The 16,440-nt window shown below is 69.8% G+C and carries 11 protein-coding genes and 2 tRNA genes; 4 read left to right on the top strand and 9 right to left on the bottom strand.

Annotated elements, in window-relative coordinates:
* Positions 1–134 precede the first annotated feature (134 nt).
* Complete coding sequence (locus AC06G6_RS03025; RefSeq protein WP_479826236.1) at positions 135–1,592, bottom strand: dihydrolipoyl dehydrogenase family protein; 1,458 nt, start codon at positions 1,590–1,592, stop codon at positions 135–137.
* Between the two features lie 193 nt (positions 1,593–1,785).
* Here AC06G6_RS03025 and AC06G6_RS03030 point away from each other — a divergent pair, with 193 nt between their 5' ends.
* Positions 1,786–2,517, top strand: coding sequence for a FadR/GntR family transcriptional regulator (locus tag AC06G6_RS03030; protein WP_479828517.1), 732 nt, complete (start codon positions 1,786–1,788; stop codon positions 2,515–2,517).
* A 98-nt stretch (positions 2,518–2,615) separates the two neighbouring features.
* Here AC06G6_RS03030 and AC06G6_RS03035 read toward each other — a convergent pair.
* Positions 2,616–2,689, bottom strand: a tRNA-Arg gene (locus tag AC06G6_RS03035).
* 275 nt (positions 2,690–2,964) lie between these two features.
* Between AC06G6_RS03035 and AC06G6_RS03040 the strand changes: the two genes are divergently transcribed.
* On the top strand, positions 2,965–4,797 hold the full coding sequence (locus AC06G6_RS03040) for a phosphoenolpyruvate carboxykinase (GTP) (protein ID WP_479826238.1): 1,833 nt from the start codon (positions 2,965–2,967) through the stop codon (positions 4,795–4,797).
* 399 nt (positions 4,798–5,196) lie between these two features.
* The gene (locus AC06G6_RS03045) at positions 5,197–6,582 is read left to right on the top strand and encodes an FAD-binding oxidoreductase (protein ID WP_479826240.1); all 1,386 of its coding nucleotides are present in this window, start codon (positions 5,197–5,199) and stop codon (positions 6,580–6,582) included.
* Positions 6,583–6,839: 257 nt separating this feature from the next.
* On the opposite strand, the gene AC06G6_RS03050 is transcribed toward AC06G6_RS03045, so the two are convergent.
* The 4 genes from AC06G6_RS03050 to AC06G6_RS03065 all read right to left on the bottom strand — a co-directional run bounded on the left by AC06G6_RS03050 (position 6,840) and on the right by AC06G6_RS03065 (position 10,660).
* A complete protein-coding gene (locus tag AC06G6_RS03050) occupies positions 6,840–8,000 on the bottom strand; it encodes a globin domain-containing protein (RefSeq protein WP_479826242.1) in 1,161 nt (386 codons plus the stop codon).
* A 227-nt stretch (positions 8,001–8,227) separates the two neighbouring features.
* Positions 8,228–8,677, bottom strand: a complete 450-nt coding sequence (locus tag AC06G6_RS03055) for an RrF2 family transcriptional regulator (protein WP_479826244.1) — start codon at positions 8,675–8,677, stop codon at positions 8,228–8,230.
* A gap of 20 nt (positions 8,678–8,697) precedes the next feature.
* Positions 8,698–9,108 (bottom strand): hypothetical protein, encoded by a 411-nt coding sequence (locus tag AC06G6_RS03060; protein WP_479828518.1) that lies wholly within the window; start codon positions 9,106–9,108, stop codon positions 8,698–8,700.
* 133 nt (positions 9,109–9,241) lie between these two features.
* Positions 9,242–10,660, bottom strand: coding sequence for a phosphomannomutase/phosphoglucomutase (locus tag AC06G6_RS03065; RefSeq protein WP_479826246.1), 1,419 nt, complete (start codon positions 10,658–10,660; stop codon positions 9,242–9,244).
* Between the two features lie 169 nt (positions 10,661–10,829).
* Between AC06G6_RS03065 and AC06G6_RS03070 the strand changes: the two genes are divergently transcribed.
* The gene (locus AC06G6_RS03070) at positions 10,830–13,040 is read left to right on the top strand and encodes a RecQ family ATP-dependent DNA helicase (protein ID WP_479826248.1); all 2,211 of its coding nucleotides are present in this window, start codon (positions 10,830–10,832) and stop codon (positions 13,038–13,040) included.
* Here AC06G6_RS03070 and AC06G6_RS03075 read toward each other — a convergent pair.
* The 3 genes from AC06G6_RS03075 to AC06G6_RS03085 all read right to left on the bottom strand — a co-directional run bounded on the left by AC06G6_RS03075 (position 12,985) and on the right by AC06G6_RS03085 (position 16,360).
* Entirely contained in the window at positions 12,985–14,460 is a 1,476-nt protein-coding gene (locus tag AC06G6_RS03075) for an MFS transporter (protein ID WP_479826250.1), read from the bottom strand. The genes AC06G6_RS03070 and AC06G6_RS03075 overlap by 56 nt on opposite strands.
* A 24-nt stretch (positions 14,461–14,484) precedes the next feature.
* A complete protein-coding gene (locus tag AC06G6_RS03080) occupies positions 14,485–16,170 on the bottom strand; it encodes a phytoene desaturase family protein (RefSeq protein ID WP_479826252.1) in 1,686 nt (561 codons plus the stop codon).
* Between the two features lie 102 nt (positions 16,171–16,272).
* A tRNA-Ser gene (locus AC06G6_RS03085) sits at positions 16,273–16,360 on the bottom strand.
* Positions 16,361–16,440: the final 80 nt, after the last annotated feature.

Below are 16,440 nucleotides of genomic sequence, written 5' to 3' on the forward strand. Positions count from 1 at the left end.
GGGTGAATGTGACCAGACAGTCGGAACCCGGCCGGGCGGCTCCGCCGAGGTCAGACTTCGCGCCCATGTCAGGGCACAACATCGGCGCGAAGTGACACCTCGGCGGCCATCGGCGCGGGCGACACCTCGGCGGCTCAGAGGCCGTATTCCTCGAGCAGCCGCAGCCAGACCTCGCTGATCGTGGGGTAGGCCGGCACGGCGTGCCACAGCCGGTCCAGCGGGACTTCACCGACGACGGCAATCGTCGCGGCGTGCAGCAGCTCGGCCACATCGGGGCCGGCAAAGGTGGCGCCCAGCAGCACCTTCCGGTCCTCGTCGACCACCAGCTGCGCCCAGCCCTCGTACCGTTCGGCGTGCAGCGAGGATCCGGCCACCTGGATGGGCAGTTCCACGGAGGAGACGCTGAAGCCGTCCCGTTCCGCCTGCTGCACGGTCCGCCCCACGCTGGCCAGTTCCGGATCGGTGAACACCACGTTGGGCACCGCATGGTCGTCCGCGGTCCGGGCGTACCGGCTCCACGGCGCGGCCTCGCCGCCGAGCTCGCCCCTGGCCCGGGCGGCGATGGCGTCGCCCGTGGCCCGCGCACCGTACTTGCCCTGATGGGTCAGCATGACCCTCCCGGCGGCGTCCCCGGCGGCGTACAGCCACGGCTCGACGTCGTTCCCGGTGCCGCCCGATACCAGGCCGGTGGTGTCCGTGCTGAGCCGAAGTTCCCTGCCGTCCGCGGCGGCGAGCCCGACGCTCTCCAGGCCGAGCCCTTCGAGGGCGGGATGCCGTCCGGTGGTGACCAGGAGCTTGTCCGCCGTCACGGCGTCGCCGCCCGCCAGCTCGAGGGTGAGGGAGCCGTCGTCGTTCTCGCGGATGCTGTCGGTTCCGGTGTGCAGGTGGAGGCTGACGCCGTCCGCCCGCAGCCCGGCGGCGACCAGCGCGGCTGCCTCTTCCGGGAAGGCGCCCAGCAGGCCGCGGCGTGCCACCAGGGTTACCGAGGCGCCCAGCCGGGCGAAGGCCTGGGCGAGTTCGACGCCGGCGACGCCGCCGCCCAGCACCGCCAGCCGGCGCGGGATCTCGTGCGCGGAGGTCGCCTCCCGGGTGGTCCAGTAGTCCACGTCGGACAAGCCTTCAACGGGCGGCACCGTGGGCGAGGACCCGGTGGCCACCACGACGGCGTGCCGTGCCGAGAGCGCGTAGCTGTTGCCGTCCAGCCCCGCGACTTCAACCTTCCGGGTGTCCGTGATCCAGCCGTGCCCGCGGATCAGCTCGATGCCGGTGTCTTGGAGCCACTTGACCTGGCCGTCGTCCTGCCAGTTGGACGTGAAGTAGTCGCGGCGTTTCAGGACGGCGGCTGTGTTCAGGGTCCGGGTGACGGCCTCCGCGGCGCCGGGCACGGTCTGGGCGCCGTGAAGGGCGGTGCCGGGGCGCAGCAGCGCCTTGGAGGGCATGCAGGCCCAGTAGGAACATTCGCCGCCCACCAGTTCGGCCTCTATGAGCACGGCGGTCAGCCCGCCCTGTACGACGCGGTCCGCGACGTTTTCGCCGACAGCGCCGGCGCCGATCACGATGACATCGAATTCCCGTTCAAGCTGTGCCGTCATGGCAGAAGCCTACGCCCGGCGCCGGTCCGGAGGCCTTCACCAACACCCTTTGCAGGACGTGGGACCACCGCTACTGTTGGGAGCATATTTGGGGGAGGGCAGGGCCATGACAGACAGCAACGTGACCGCCGGCGGCGCGAGCCGGGCCGAAGGCACTGGGACGGGCAGCCCCCGCAGCCTGGGCGGGGCAGGCGTGACCGGTGCCGGGCCCGTGCCGCCGGCAAGGTTCAGCGCGCAAGCCAGGCTCAGGGCCTTGCAGGCGGACATTATGGAACTGATCCTGGAGCGTGAGCTGGATGCCGGGGATCCGCTGCCGACCGAACACGAGCTCTCCGCCGCGCTGGGCGTTGGCCGGAACACCCTGCGGGAATCGCTGAAGGTGCTCCAGGCCCTAGGCGTGATTGAAATCCGCCACGGCTTCGGCATGTTCGTGGCGCCGAGCAATTTTGACGCCCTCACGGACGGCCTCACGTTCCGCGGCCGGTTGTCGCTGCGCCATCACGGGCAGGAGGCCCTGCAGTTGGTGGACGTCCGGCAGGCCCTCGAGGCCGGGCTGATTGCGGCCGCCATGGACCTGATGACCCCGGAGCACCTGACGGCGGTCGAGGAAGCCGTGCTCCGGATGGAGGAGCTGGCCGGCGCCGGCGCGAACTTTGTCGAAGCGGACGCTGATTTTCACCGCCGGCTGTTCGAACCGCTCAACAACGCGCTGCTGGTCAATCTGCTCGGTGTCTTCTGGCAGGTGTACCGGCGGCTCCACGTGGAGCTGGGCGGAGCCGAGGACGCCGATCTCCTCGAATCAGCGGCGCTGCACCGGGGGATCTACGACGCCGTCTCGACCGGCGACAAGGTCCTCGCGGCGCAGCGGCTCAACGGCCACTTCGATGGCATCCGGCTCCGGATCAGCCAGGCCGTCGCCCCGTAGCGGCCCGGGGGCGTCCCGCCAACCCCTATCCCGCGTCCCGCCGTCGGGCGTTAAACAAATGATCCGCACCGGCGGACCGGTGCGGATCATTTTCTCTGTGCGCCCAAAGGGATTCGAACCCCTGACCTTCTGTTCCGTAGACAGACGCTCTATCCAGCTGAGCTATGGGCGCATCTTCTGTTCTTGGAGCTTCTCGCTCCCCGAACCTCGAATTACTTTACGCGAGGAGGGGCCGTAGTGACAAATCGAAACGGGTGTAATCTACCCGACTAGACCGGTCTACGTGACCTTGGTCACAAAATAGGGCCACTTCGTACTGTCTCTTCCTTGAATTTCTGCGGATTTTGATTTCCGGGCGCCCGGACATCCCACATCTTGCCCCGATTTCGGGGGGTGATCTAGCCCTACATTTAGGACACACGACTGAACCCGAGGAAGGGAACCGTAATGGGAGATCTGGCGCGACTGCCTTTGCTTGAAAAAGCACCCACCACACATGCCGGCCTGCTGGCATGGGTTGAAGAGGTAGCTGAACTGACCCAGCCGGACCGGATCCATTGGGTCGACGGCTCCGAAGAAGAGAACACCCGGCTCACGGATGAACTCGTCGCCGCGGGCACGCTGACCCGCCTGAACGAGGAGCTGTTCCCCAAGTCTTTCGCGGCATTCTCCGACCCCGCCGATGTGGCCCGCGTCGAGGAGCAGACCTTCATCTGCTCCGAGAAGGAACGCGATGCCGGCTTCACGAACAACTGGATGGCTCCGGCGGAGATGAAGGAGAAGCTGCGCGGCCTGTTCCGCGGCTCCATGCGCGGCCGCACCCTGTACGTCATCCCGTTCGTCATGGGCCACCTTGACGCCGAGGATCCCAAATTTGGCGTGGAGATTACGGACAGCGCCTACGTTGTCGCCTCCATGCGCATCATGGCCACGATCGGCACCGAAGTCCTGGACAAGATCACCGCCACCAACGCCTTCTTCGTCCCCGCCCTGCACTCCCTGGGCGCACCGCTGGCTCCCGGCCAGGCCGACGTCGTCTGGCCCTGCAACCCGGACAAGTGGATCGTGCACTTCCCCGAAGAGCGCTCCATCTGGTCCTTCGGTTCCGGTTACGGCGGCAACGCCCTGCTGGGCAAGAAGTGCTACGCCCTGCGCATCGCGTCCGTCATGGCCCGGGACGAGGGCTGGCTCGCGGAGCACATGCTCATCCTGAAGCTGACCTCCCCGGAGAAGAAGAACTACTACATCTCCGCTGCCTTCCCGTCGGCCTGCGGCAAGACCAACCTCGCCCTGTTGGACCCGACCATCGAGGGCTGGAAGGTCGAAACCCTCGGCGACGACATCACCTGGATGCGGATCGGCAAGGAAGGCGAACTGCGCGCCACGAACCCCGAAGCCGGCCTGTTCGGTGTCGCCCCGGGCACCGGCTGGGGCACCAACCCCAACGCCATGCGCGCCATCGCCAAGGGCCACAGCATCTTCACCAACGTCGCCCTCACGGACGACGGCGGCGTCTGGTGGGAGGGCATGACCGACGAGGTCCCGGCGCACCTGACCGACTGGCAGGGCAACTCCTGGACTCCTGATTCGGATCAGCCCGCAGCCCACCCGAACTCCCGCTTCTGCACCCCGATCTCGCAGGTCGACATGCTGGCCGAGGAATACTTCAACCCGGACGGCGTGGAGCTCTCCGCGATCCTCTTTGGCGGCCGCCGCAAGACGACGGTTCCGCTGGTCACGCAGGCCCGCAGCTGGACCAATGGCATCTTCATGGGCTCCACGCTCTCCTCCGAAACCACGGCTGCTGCCGCCGGCCAGGTCGGCGTGCTGCGCCGCGACCCGATGGCCATGCTGCCGTTCATCGGGTACGACGCGGGCGACTACCTGAAGCACTGGATCAGTGTTTCCGGCAAGGCCAACCCGGAACGCCTGCCGCACATCTTCCTGGTCAACTGGTTCCGGCGCACGGCCGACGGCGACTTCGCCTGGCCCGGCTTCGGCGACAACGCACGGGTCCTGAAGTGGGCCATCGAGCGCATCGAAGGCAAGGCGGACGCCGTCGAGACCCCCATCGGTTTCGTGCCGGCCGGGCACTCGCTGGACCTTACCGGCCTGGACCTGACGCACGCCCACGTGGAAGACGCCGTCCGCGTGGACCGCGAGGAGTGGGATACCGAGCTCGCTTCCATCGAGGAGTGGTACGCCAAGTTCGGTGACTCCCTGCCCGATGCCCTGCGCGCAGAGCTTGAGGGCCTGAAGGAACGCATGGCCGAGCACTAACAGCCGGCAGACCCCCGGCTGGGCATCACGGCGGCCCCGCACCTTGCGAAAGGTGCGGGGCCGCCGTCGTCGGATCACGCCAACCTGTGCGGAGCGCCTCACAGGCCCGCGCGGGGCGCGCGCGGGCCGCGGGCGGGCAGATCAGGGCGCTTGGCGGGCCCGTGTGCGCCCTGATCTGCCCGCCGGGCGGGCTGCGAAGTGCTTTCCCCGGCGTGGGTTCTTTCCACGGGCCGGCCGTGGGGGACTTAGGTCCCTAGACCGCAGCCGGCGGGGCCCCTAGGCTCAAACGCATTCATCAGCCGGGCCGTCCGCCGACTGGAGAGGGTGCTGGGGTCATTCCACGCGTGCGCTGCCGTGCCCCCGACCTGCTCGCCGCATGCGAGCGCACAGGAGCCCACCATGCTTGTCACCGACGACATCCACGCCCTGTCCACGGCCGTCAGCGGCCCGGTCGCCTTGCCGGACAGCCCCGAATTCGAGGCCGAGACGCGCGCCTTCAACGCCGCCACAGTCCACCGGCCCGACGTCGTCCTGGGGGCCGAGAACGCACAGGACGTCGCAGCCGGGGTGAAATGGGCGGCAGAACGCCGGCTCCCGGTGGCGGTCCAGTCCACCGGGCACGGCGCTGACTCGGTGGTGGAGGGTGGCCTGCTCATCAACACGCGGCGCCTGCAGGAGCTGCAGATCGATCCAGTCGAGCGCACCGCACGCGTCGGGGCGGGCGTGAAGTGGCGCAGCGTCCTGGAAGCGAGTGTGCCGCTCGGGCTGATCGGACTGCACGGCTCAAGCACCGACGTCGGCGTCGTGGGCTACACCCTCGGCGGCGGGCTGCCCGTGCTGGGCCGCGCCCACGGGTTTGCGGCGGACCATGTCCGCAGCATGGAGGTCGTGACTGCCGACGGCGCGCTGCGGCGGATCAACGCCGAGGCCGAAGCCGAGCTGTTCGCGCTGATGTGCGGAGGAAAGGGCAATTTCGGGATCGTCACCGCACTTGAGTTCAATCTTTTCCCCTTGGGGGATTTCTACGGCGGCGCGATCTTTTATCCCGGGGTGGATGCAGACCGCATTCTGGCGGCGTTCCGCGAGTGGCTGCCCACGCTTCCTGACGAAGCGTCCCCCTCGATCTCCTTGATGCGCCTTCCGGACATGGAATTCGTTCCTCCGCCGCTCCGGAACCAGTTCGTGGTGCACCTGCGCTTCGCGTTCCCCGGGACCCGTGAGGACGGCGATGCACTGCTTGCCCCAATGCGGGCGGTCTCGCGGCCGCTGATGGACACGGCCGGGCCCATGAGCTACCTCGACGTTGACCAGATCCACATGGACCCGGCGGATCCGCTCCCGTTCACCGCCGGCGGGGCGCTCCTGAAGGATTTCGGGGAAGAGACGGTGGCAGATCTGCTCGAGCTGGCGGGCGAGGACTCGGGCTGTCCGCTGATCATGATCGAAGTCCGCCCGCTCGGAGGGGCGCTGGCCAAGGGCCGTGCCCTGGCGGACGCCGTGTCCGGGCGGGATGCCGCGTTCCTTCTGTTCCTTGTCGGGATCAACGTACAGCCCGTGGCCGAAGCGTCCATCGCATCCATCCGCGAGATCCTGGCCGCGTTGGCGCCCCACTCAACCGGATATACGCTAGTCAATTTTCATGGCGAACCGGGCGATGAGGCCGACCGGGCGAGGGCCTGGTCGCCCGCCGTCTACGAGCGGATGCGGGCCGCAAAGGCCAGCTACGACCCGGGCAACCTCCTGCGCTTCGGCCACACGATCACCGGAGTGCCGTCCGCGACCTGACACCCTGTGCTTCTGTCACGCGATCACCGGAGTGCCCTCGTCGACCTGACACCCTGGGCGGGTCGTTCCCGCACACGACACGACGGCGGCCCCGCACCTGCGAAAGGTGCGGGGCCGCCGTCGAACCCTCATCGACTGTCCCCACCGGCTCCCTTGCCTCACAAGTTCGGCCAGGGAACCCTGCCGGAGTGGGCCCACCGGAACGGCCCTTTTCACCCCTCAAAAGGGCCGTTGCGGAGCAATCGATGAGGAGGAGGTTAGCTGGCGAGCCAGATGTCCGGGCCGAAGACCTCGTAGTGGATCTTCGTGGCCGGGATGCCGGCGTTGATGGCCTCGTTGCGGATGCTCTTCATGAACGGCAGCGGACCGCACAGGTAGAGCGAGGCGTTGGCCGGGAGGTCCACTTCGCGCAGTGACATAAAGCCCTCCTTGGTTCCGGCGACCGGCTGCTCGAGCCAGAGCTGGAGGTCGGCGCCGTCGAGGCGCTCGACGTCGTCCGTCATCTGGGAGCGCAGCGCCCAGGACTCCAGATCGCTTTCCGCGTGCAGGACCAGGACCTGGCGGTCCGTGCCTGCGTCGGCCAGGGAGCGCAGGATGGACGCGGTCGGTGTGCAGCCGATGCCGGCGGAGGCCAGGATAACCGGGCCGTCGCCTTCCTTGAGGGTGATTTCACCGTAGGGGTTGGAGATCTCGAGGACGTCGCCCACCTGGACGGTGTCGTGCAGCACGGGGGAGACCTCGCCGCCGTCGTCCTTCTTGGTGGTGAAGCTGCGGCTCGTGCCGGCGTCGCCGGAGAGCGAGTACTGGCGGACCTGGCGCAGTCCGTCCGGAACGGTGACCTTGACGCTCACGTACTGGCCCGGGAGGGCGGGGGTGACGGGGGTGTCGTCGGCCGGTTCCAGGGTGAAGGTGATCGAGCCGGTGCCGGCGGGGGTCTTGGCGGCGACCCGCCACGGGCTCCACATCACGCTGTTGGCCTGGGCGGCGTAGAGGCCCTTCTCGAGCTTGATCAGCGCGTCCGCCATGAGCCAGTAGACCTCGGTCCAGGCTTCGGCGATTTCGGGGGTGATGACCTCGGCCAGGTCCTCGGCGATGGCGGCGAAGAGGTGCTCGTAGACCACCTGGTACTGCGGTTCGGTGATGCCGAGGGAGGTGTGGCGGTGGGCGATGCGGGCGAGCACGGTCTCCGGCAGGGTTCCGGGGTTGTTCACCAGGTGCGTGGCGAAAGCGGCGATGCTTCCGGCCAGGGCCTGCTGCTGGTTGCCGTTGCGCTGGTTGGAGCGGCTGAAGAGCCCGTCCAGCAGTTCCGGGTGCGCCGCGAAGAGGCGGGCGTAAAACTTGGGGGTGATTTCACCGATCCGGGAACCGACCAGCGGGAGGGTGGCCTCGATGACCGGGAAGGACTTGTCCGAGAGCATGTTGACTCCTGAGATAGTGGCCCGGGTCTGCACCGGACCGTCGAAAATACCTGTATTTGAAATGCAAGTATTTGTACCTCAGTTCTACAGGGCGTAGAAAGCATCTTCAAATCGGCGGGATTCCCGGGCGTGGCGTGGTGGCGTGTCGGGTTGGAGGACGCGGCGTGGGCGGCGCCGTTTGGACACGGCGGCTCGGCCGCGGTGCTTCGGCGGCGCAGGGCTGCGGCTTAGAGGCCGGGGCGCAGGCCGATCGCCTGGAAGACCGGCGCCATCTGCCGGGACGTTGGCAGGGATGCGACGACAAGGTCGTCCAGTTCGCGGTAAAAAGCCTCGCGGGCCCGGGAGAGGGCGCCGCGGAGGCGGCATTCGTTGATGAGCGGACATGCCCCGCCGTTGGCGACGCAGTCGGCCGGGTCGAGGCGGGTGTCCAGCCGGCGCAGCAGCTGGCCCACGGTGGCGGCGCGGCCGGCGCTGCTGAGCCGGGAGCCGCCGTGCCGGCCGCGTTCGACGTCGATCATTCCCAGCTCGCGCAGCTTCGCCATCGCCTTGCTGACATGGTTGTACGGCGTCGCGACGGCGTCGGCGATGCTCTGCGTGGTGAGCAGGGCGCCGTCGGGGGCGGCTGCGAGCACCATCATGGCGCGCAGGCTCACATCCGCGAAGGCGTTGATCTTCATAACACCAGCTTACGGGCGGTCTAGTCCACCCAGACGCCGGGCTCGTTCGTATCCGCCGAGAGCTCGCCGAATTCCAGCTCACGGGTTGCGGGGTTTGCGGCGTACGGCAGGACCGCGGCGAAGAGGGAGCCGTCCCGGTGTTCCGCGGCCACATGGATCGCGTCCGAGGCTTCCTCCAGCAGGGTGATGTCACACACGACGGCGGCGGCGCGGAACTCGTCCCGGTGCTGGCGCAGCAGTTCCGTGAGGTCACTGATCATCGAGTCCGCGTCGAAATCCGCGTCCGTTCCCTCGGCCGCGTCGGCGGGGGTGACGGCCACCAGCCGGACCTCGCCGTCGTTCTCGACCACTAGGGCGAAGGGCAGGAACCCGCCGTTGCGCTCCAGCTGCTCCTGCGCGGCGCCGACTCCGGTGCCGAGCAGGTTCTCCAGATCGGTGGCGCTGGACTCCGGGACGCTGCCGCGCCAGGACCCGGCGGTCTCAGCGGCGGGCTCAGCAGCGGTTTCGGCAGCAGCCGCAGCAGCGGTTTCCGTGGCGGGGGCCGCCGGCCGTTCCGACACGGTGCTAGCCCCGGACCAGTGCCAGGACGCGGTCGCGGACACGCTCCATGGTGGCCCGGTCCGTGGCCTCGACGTTCAGGCGGAGGAACGGCTCGGTGTTGGAGGGCCGCAGGTTGAACCAGTAGCTGCCGTCCGTGGCGATGAACGTGCTGCCGTCCAGGTAGTCCACCTCGACGTCCTCGGCATGGAAGTCGTGCCGGACCCGTTCCACGGCGCCGGCCTTGTCTTCGATTTCCGAGTTGATCTCACCGGAGGACATGTACGGCTCGTATTCGCGGCCGAGCTCGGACAGCGGGCCGTCCTGCTCGCCAAGGGCGGCCAGGACGTGCATGGCGGCGAGCATGCCGGTGTCTGCGTTCCAGAAGTCGCGGAAGTAGAAGTGGGCGGAGTGTTCGCCGCCGAAGATGGCGCCCTCTGCGGCCATCACGGCTTTGATGAAGGAGTGGCCCACCCGGGTGCGCACGGCCCGGCCGCCGTGGCGTTCCACCAGCTCGGGGACGGCGCGGGAGGTCAGCAGGTTGTGGATGACGGTGGGGTTGGCCTCGCCGAGGCCCTGCGCGCGGCCAATCTCGCGGCGGGCCACCATGCCGGTGATCGCGGAGGGCGAGACGGGTTCGCCCTTTTCGTCGATGACGAAGCAGCGGTCGGCGTCGCCGTCGAACGCCAGCCCGATGTCCGCCCCGTGCTCGACGACGGCGGCCTGCAGGTCGCGCAGGTTCTCCGGTTCCAGCGGGTTGGCGGGGTGGTTCGGGAAGGAGCCGTCGAGCTCGAAGTACAGCGGGATGATCTCGAGGGGGAGCTTGGGCAGCAGGGCGTCGCCGAGCACGGCGGGGGTGGTGAGGCCGGCCATGCCGTTGCCGGCGTCCACGACGACCTTCAGCGGGCGGGTGCCGCGGAGGTCCACGAGGCTGCGGAGGTACTCGGAGTAGCCCTTCAGGACATCGTGCACGCCGATCAGGCCGCGCACGGGGGCGGCGGGGATGGACCCGGCGTTGAGGTATTCCTCGGCGCGGGCCTGGATTTCCTTGAGCCCGGATTCGGAGGAGATCGGCTCGGCGCCGGCCTTGGCCATCTTGATGCCGTTGTACTCCGCCGGGTTGTGGCTGGCGGTGAAGGTGGCGCCGGCCGCGTTGAGCGAGCCGCAGGCGTAGTAGAGCTCATCGGTGGAGATGAGGTCGAGCAGTTGGACGTTGGCGCCGCGCCGGGCGGCACCGTTGGCAAAGGCCTTGCTGAACTCGGGCGAGGACGGGCGCATGTCGCCGCCCACCAGCACCGTCTTGCCCTCCAGCGCCAGGACGTCGACGAATGCCGCGCCCACCGCCTCGACGATTTCGGCGGTGATTGATTCGCCGACAATGCCGCGCACGTCGTAGGCCTTGAAGGAGGCCGAGAGGTCAAAAGTCTTTGTCTGGTCCATAGTCACGCGTCTTATCTTACGTTGACGGCCGAATCTTACGTGGACCGCCGGACCGTGCCGTGACGGGCGGCCGCGGGGCTTCCCGGCGCCGGACCGCGGGCGGATCCGCTGTGATTGTCCACATAGCGGCGCCCCCGGCTTCGCTGCTGTCGGAGGGGGCTGGGATACTGAGGCAATGGCCAATAACCAGAACGCTGCAGTCCTGTCCGCTTCCGCCGACCCCGCCGGAGGCGCCGGTTCCGCCGGGAGCGCCGCGGGCGCCGGGACCCGGGAGCAGGCCCAGGAAGTGCTGCGCGAGCTGGTCGGGCACCCGGCCGCGGAGTTCCACGACGGCCAGTTTGAAGCCATCGAGGCCCTCGTCGACGGCGGCCGCCGGGCCCTCGTCGTGCAGCGCACCGGCTGGGGAAAGTCGGCGGTGTACTTCGTCTCGTCCCTGCTGCTCCGGCGCCGCGGCGCCGGGCCCACCCTGATCGTCTCCCCGCTGCTGGCCCTCATGCGTGACCAGGTCGCCGCCGCGGCGCGGGCCGGGGTCCGGGCCGTGGCCATCAACTCCGCCAACCAGCTGGAATGGGACACCGTCCGCGAGCAGCTCGCGGCCGATGAGGTCGACGTCCTGCTGGTCTCGCCTGAGCGGCTCACCAATCCCTCGTTCCGGGAGAACCAGCTCCCCGAGCTGATCCGCCGCACCGGGCTGCTGGTCATCGATGAGGCCCACTGCATCTCGGACTGGGGCCATGACTTCCGTCCCGACTACCGGCGCATCGCGGACCTGATCACCCAGCTGCCGGAGTCGGTTCCGGTGCTGGCCACCACCGCCACCGCCAACTCCCGGGTGGTCCACGACATCGAGGAGCAGCTCGGCGCCGGCGTGCTGACTATCCGCGGCGCCCTAGGCCGTGAATCGCTGCGGCTTGGCGTGCTGAGGCTGCCGGATTCCCGTGACCGGCTCGGCTGGCTGCTCACGCACCTGAAAGACCTGCCCGGCAGCGGCATCATCTACACCCTGACGGTCTCCGCCGCCGAGGACACCGCACGGCTCCTCGCCGAAGCCGGGCACGAGGTGCTCGCCTACACCGGACGGACGGACCCCGCCGACCGGGAACGCGCCGAGCAGCTGCTCAAGGACAACCAGGTCAAGGCCCTCGTGGCCACATCCGCCCTCGGCATGGGCTTTGACAAGCCGGATCTCGGGTTCGTTGTGCACCTCGGGGCGCCGTCCTCGCCCGTGGCGTACTACCAGCAGGTCGGCCGTGCCGGCCGCGGGGCCGCCAACGCCGACGTGCTGCTGCTGCCCGGGTCCGAGGACCGGGACATCTGGCAGTACTTCGCCACCGCGTCCATGCCGTCGGAGGAGAAGGCCGGAGCGGTGCTGACCGCCCTCGCCGAGGCGGGGGCCGCCGTGTCCACGGTCGCGCTGGAGGCCCGCGTGGATCTGCGCCGGACCCCGCTGGAGCTGCTCTTGAAGGTGCTGGCGGTCGACGGCGCCGTGGAGCGGGTGGGCGGCGGCTGGCGCTCCACCGGCCAGCCGTGGACCTACGACGCCGAACGGTACGGCCGGATCGCGGAGGCCCGGGTGGACGAGCAGGACTCCATGGTGATCTACCAGGACACCGCCGGCTGCCGGATGGAATACATCACCTCGGTCCTGGACGACGAGACCGCCCGCGCCTGCGGCCGCTGCGACAACTGCGCCGGACAGTGGTTTCCGGCGGACATTGCCGCCGCGGCCACCGAAGCCGCGGGCCAGACGCTGAGCCGCGCCGGTGTCCCGCTGGAACCCCGACTGCAGTGGCCCGCCGGCATGGACCGGCTGGGCGTGCCCGTCAAGGGCAAGATCAAGCCGGAGGAAAGCGTCGCGGCCGGCCGTGCGCTGGCCCGGCTGACGGACCTGGGCTGGGGCGGCGCCCTGCGCGAGGCCTTCGCCGCCGGAGCCCCCGACCGCTCCGTGGACCCCGGCATGCTGCAGGCCTGCGTCCAGGTGCTGCGCGAGTGGGGCGCCGGTGACCCCCGCACGCCCGGCTGGAGCGGGGCCGGCCGCGCCGCCATCATCAGCGTTCCGTCCCGCGGCAAGCCCGCCCTGGTGGACTCGCTGGCCCGGGGCATCTCGGAGATCGGCCGGATCCCCTACCTGGGGCAGCTGCAGCTTGAACACGGCGGACCGACCGGCGGGCGGGGCGGCAACAGCGCCTACCGGCTTGCCGGGGTCTGGGACCGCCTCGTGGTGGGGCCGGAACTGGAAGCGGCCCTGGCCGGGATCCAGGGCCAGAGCGTGATGCTGATCGACGACCTGGTCGACAGCCGCTGGACCGTGACCGTCGCCGGCCGGGCCCTCAGGCTCGCCGGCGCCAGCGCGGTCCTGCCGCTGGTGCTTGGCCAGACCGGCTGACCTCGGCCCCGGCGTGGCGGGGCAGCGTCAGGCTGTCCAGGGTGCTCAGGAGCATGACCGCGGCCAGCACCAGGAACGCCGCCCGGTACGGTGCCGCCGGATCCCCGGCGCCCGCCCCCGCCCCGCCCAGCAGCGGGCCGCCGGCCTCGTACACCCGGATCAGCAGGGCCCCGATGGCGATCCCGGCCGCCGTCGCGAGCTGCACGAGGGTGGCGGACACGGCGTTGGCGGAGGGCAGTTGGCCGGGAACGACGTCGGCGTACTGCACCGAGGCATAGGCCGAGAAACCGATGGACCGGAAGGCGCCGCTGGCCACGAGCAACGCGAAGATCAGCGGCTCCGGGGTGCCGGCGTCGAGCAGGGCGCACAGCGCGAAGGTCGCCGCCGAGGCCAGCGACGCGAAGACCAGCACCGGCTTGAAGCCGAAGCGCCGGATCAGCGGGGTCGTGGCGGGCTTGATCCCGATATTGCCCACAAACACCGCCGCGACGAGGACGCCGGCGCGCAGCGGATCCCAGCCGAAGCCGTTCTGGAACATCAGCGGCAGCAGGAAGGGCACGGCGCTGATGGTGAGGCGGTAGATGAAGCCGCCGGTCGCCGTGGCGCGGAACGTCCGGGCGGAAAAGACCCCGAGGTCGAACAGGGGGGAGCGGGCCCGCCGCATCCACCAGGCCGCGGTGGCCAGGAACAGCAGCCCGGCAGTGATGCTGACGGCTGCCAGGCCCCCGGCCTCGCGGCCGCCGGCCAGCTCCAGGCCCACCACGACGGACCCCACGCCCAGCGTCGTGAGGGCCAGCCCCAGCCAGTCCAGGTGCCGTGTCCGGTCACCCGCGGTGGCCGGGACCAGCCGCAGCGCCGCGAGGAACGCCGCGAGCCCCAGCGGGAGGTTGATCAGGAAGATCCAGTGCCAGGACAGGAACGTGGTGAGCGCCCCTCCCACCAGCGGGGCGAGGACCGGCGCCAAGAGCCCCGGCCACACCAGGTAGGCCGTGGCGCGGAGCAGGTCCTTCTTGGCTGTCCCGCGGAGCACCACGAGGGTGCCCACCGGGACCATCATGGCGCCCCCCGCGCCCTGCAGCACCCGGCTCAGGGTCAGCATGGTCAGGTCCTGGCTGAGCGCGCACAGCAGCGAGGCCACCGTGAACGTCGCAATGGCCAGGCAGAACACCCGCCGCGCCCCGAAACGTTCGGCCAGCCAGCCGCTGAGCGGGATCCCCATCGCCACCGTCAGGAGGTAGGCGGTCATGGTGATGCTGACGTCCGCCGAGGGCACGGAGAAGTCCGCCGCGATGCTGGGGATTGCGGTGGTCAGGACGGTGCCGTCCAGGAACTCCATAAAGAATGTCGCGGCGACGAGCAGGGCCAGGCGTGGACTCCACTGCTCCGCCGCTGTGCCGGCGGGCGGCGCGGGCTGGCTCATGCACGGACCGCCGCGGCGCCAGGTTCAGCCCTGCGGGGCACGGCCGGAGCCCCGCGGGCCGGAGCCCGGCGTGCCGGACTCCAGAGACCCGGACTCCAGGGACCCGGACTCCAGCACCGCCATGGCCGCGTTGTGCCCGCCGATGGCGCTGACGGCACCGCCGCGCCGGGCCCCGGAGCCGCAGAGCAGCAGCTGCGGGTCATCCGTTGCGACGCCCCAGCGCTGCGCCGGGGTCTCCAGCGGTGCGTCGTCCTCGACGAAGGGCCAGTCCAAGCCCCCGTGGAAGATGTTGCCCCGCGGCATGCCGACCGCGCGTTCAATGTCCAGGGTGGTCTTGGTTTCAATGCAGGGCTGCCCGTCCGGACCGGAGAGCAGCAGCTCCTCGATGGGTTCGGCCAGGACCGAGTTCAGGGACTTCAGGACCGCGGCCTGCAGTTCCGCCCGGCGCCGGTCATTGTTCTCCGCCGTGATCAGCCGGTCCGGGACGTGCAGGCCGAACACGGTGAGGGTCTGCGCCCCGGAGGCCTGCAGTTCCGGGGACAGGATGCTGGGGTCCGTAAGGGAATGGCAGTAGATCTCGCAGGGCAGCGGGTCCGGGACGGTTCCGGCCGCGGCGGCGAGGTAGGCGGCGTCGAGCTGCGACCAGGTCTCGTTGATGTGGAAGGTCCCGCCGAAGGCCGCTTCCGGGCTGACGTCCGGGTCCAGCAGCCGGGGGAGCCGTTTCAGCAGCAGGTTCACCTTGACCTGGGCGCCCTCCCGGAGATGGTTCGGGTTCCGGGTGGAGTGCGGGGTTGTGCCGTCGGCAGCTCCGGAGCTCCTGAGCCGGTCCAGCACCACCGGGGCCACGTTGGCGAGGACCCAGGACGCGGTGGCCGTGTGCTCTGCCCCGTCGTGCCGGTAGCTGACCACACCGCCCGGGCGGACGGCGGTGACCTCCGCGGACGTCAGAACGGTCGCCCCGGCCTCACGGGCGGAGCGTTCCAGTTCCCCGGACACCGCGCCCATCCCGCCCACGGGAACGTCCCAGTCGCCCGTCCCGCCGCCGACCAGGTGGTACAGGAAACAGATGTTCTGCTGCAGATCCTCGTCCCCGGCCCGGGCGAAGGTGCCGATCAGGGCGTCGGTCAGCACCACGCCGCGGACCAGGTCGTGCTGCAGCGACCGGGCGATGGAATCCCCGAGGGGCCGTTCGATCATGGCATCCCACGCCTCCGCCGCCCCGGCCCCGGCCGCGAGGGCCCGGGCCTCGGAACGGGTCGGCAGCGGTGATGTCATGGTCGGCCAGAGCGCCTCGGTGAGGCGGCGGCAGCCGGCGTAGAACTCTGTGAAGGCACGGAATTCTCCGGCGGGAGCCCCGACGGCGGCAAAGGACGCCGCGGTGGCCGCGGCATCGCCGTTGTCGATCAGCAGGGCACTGCCGCCGCCGCGCGGGTCCGGGGTGTAGGACGAATACCGGCGCCGGGCCAGCCGGATGCGCAGGCCCAGGTCGTCGATGACCTGCTGCGGGAGCAGGCTCACGAGGTAGGAATACCGCGAGAGGCGCGCGTCGACGCCGTCGAACGCCTGGGCGGACACCGCGGCACCGCCGGGGTGTTCCAGCTTCTCCAGCAGCAGGACCTTCCGGCCGGCTTTGGACAAATACGCGGCCGCGGCCAGGCCGTTGTGGCCGCCGCCTACGATGATCGCGTCAAACGCGCTGTTGCTCGACATGGGCTAATCCTGCCATCCAGGCGGCGGGAAGGCGTCCGGTGTCCGGCACCCGGACGCGCCCGGGAACGCAAAAGGCCCCGGTCCAGGGACCGGGGCCAAACGCGGAGACGGGGGGATTTGAACCCCCGGTGGAGTTGTGCCCCACACTTCATTAGCAGTGAAGCCCATTCGGCCGCTCTGGCACGTCTCCAATTGCTATTAACTAGCCAACCAAGGATACGCAGAAGGTGCCATGCAGTGCAAAACGAGCACCGCGGAGCCACTTCCGGC

The organism is Arthrobacter sp. CJL-S3, assembly GCF_056711635.1.

What these genes read in the sequence shown, in the direction of transcription:
- AC06G6_RS03045 (WP_479826240.1), top strand. Translation starts at nt 5,197, where the DNA reads ATGCTTGTCACCGACGACATCCACGCCCTGTCCACGGCCGTCAGCGGC.
- AC06G6_RS03055 (WP_479826244.1), bottom strand. Translation starts at nt 8,677, where the DNA reads ATGAAGATCAACGCCTTCGCGGATGTGAGCCTGCGCGCCATGATGGTG.
- AC06G6_RS03075 (WP_479826250.1), bottom strand. Translation starts at nt 14,460, where the DNA reads ATGAGCCAGCCCGCGCCGCCCGCCGGCACAGCGGCGGAGCAGTGGAGT.
- AC06G6_RS03025 (WP_479826236.1), bottom strand. Translation starts at nt 1,592, where the DNA reads ATGACGGCACAGCTTGAACGGGAATTCGATGTCATCGTGATCGGCGCC.
- AC06G6_RS03040 (WP_479826238.1), top strand. Translation starts at nt 2,965, where the DNA reads ATGGGAGATCTGGCGCGACTGCCTTTGCTTGAAAAAGCACCCACCACA.
- AC06G6_RS03050 (WP_479826242.1), bottom strand. Translation starts at nt 8,000, where the DNA reads ATGCTCTCGGACAAGTCCTTCCCGGTCATCGAGGCCACCCTCCCGCTG.
- AC06G6_RS03070 (WP_479826248.1), top strand. Translation starts at nt 10,830, where the DNA reads ATGGCCAATAACCAGAACGCTGCAGTCCTGTCCGCTTCCGCCGACCCC.
- AC06G6_RS03080 (WP_479826252.1), bottom strand. Translation starts at nt 16,170, where the DNA reads ATGTCGAGCAACAGCGCGTTTGACGCGATCATCGTAGGCGGCGGCCAC.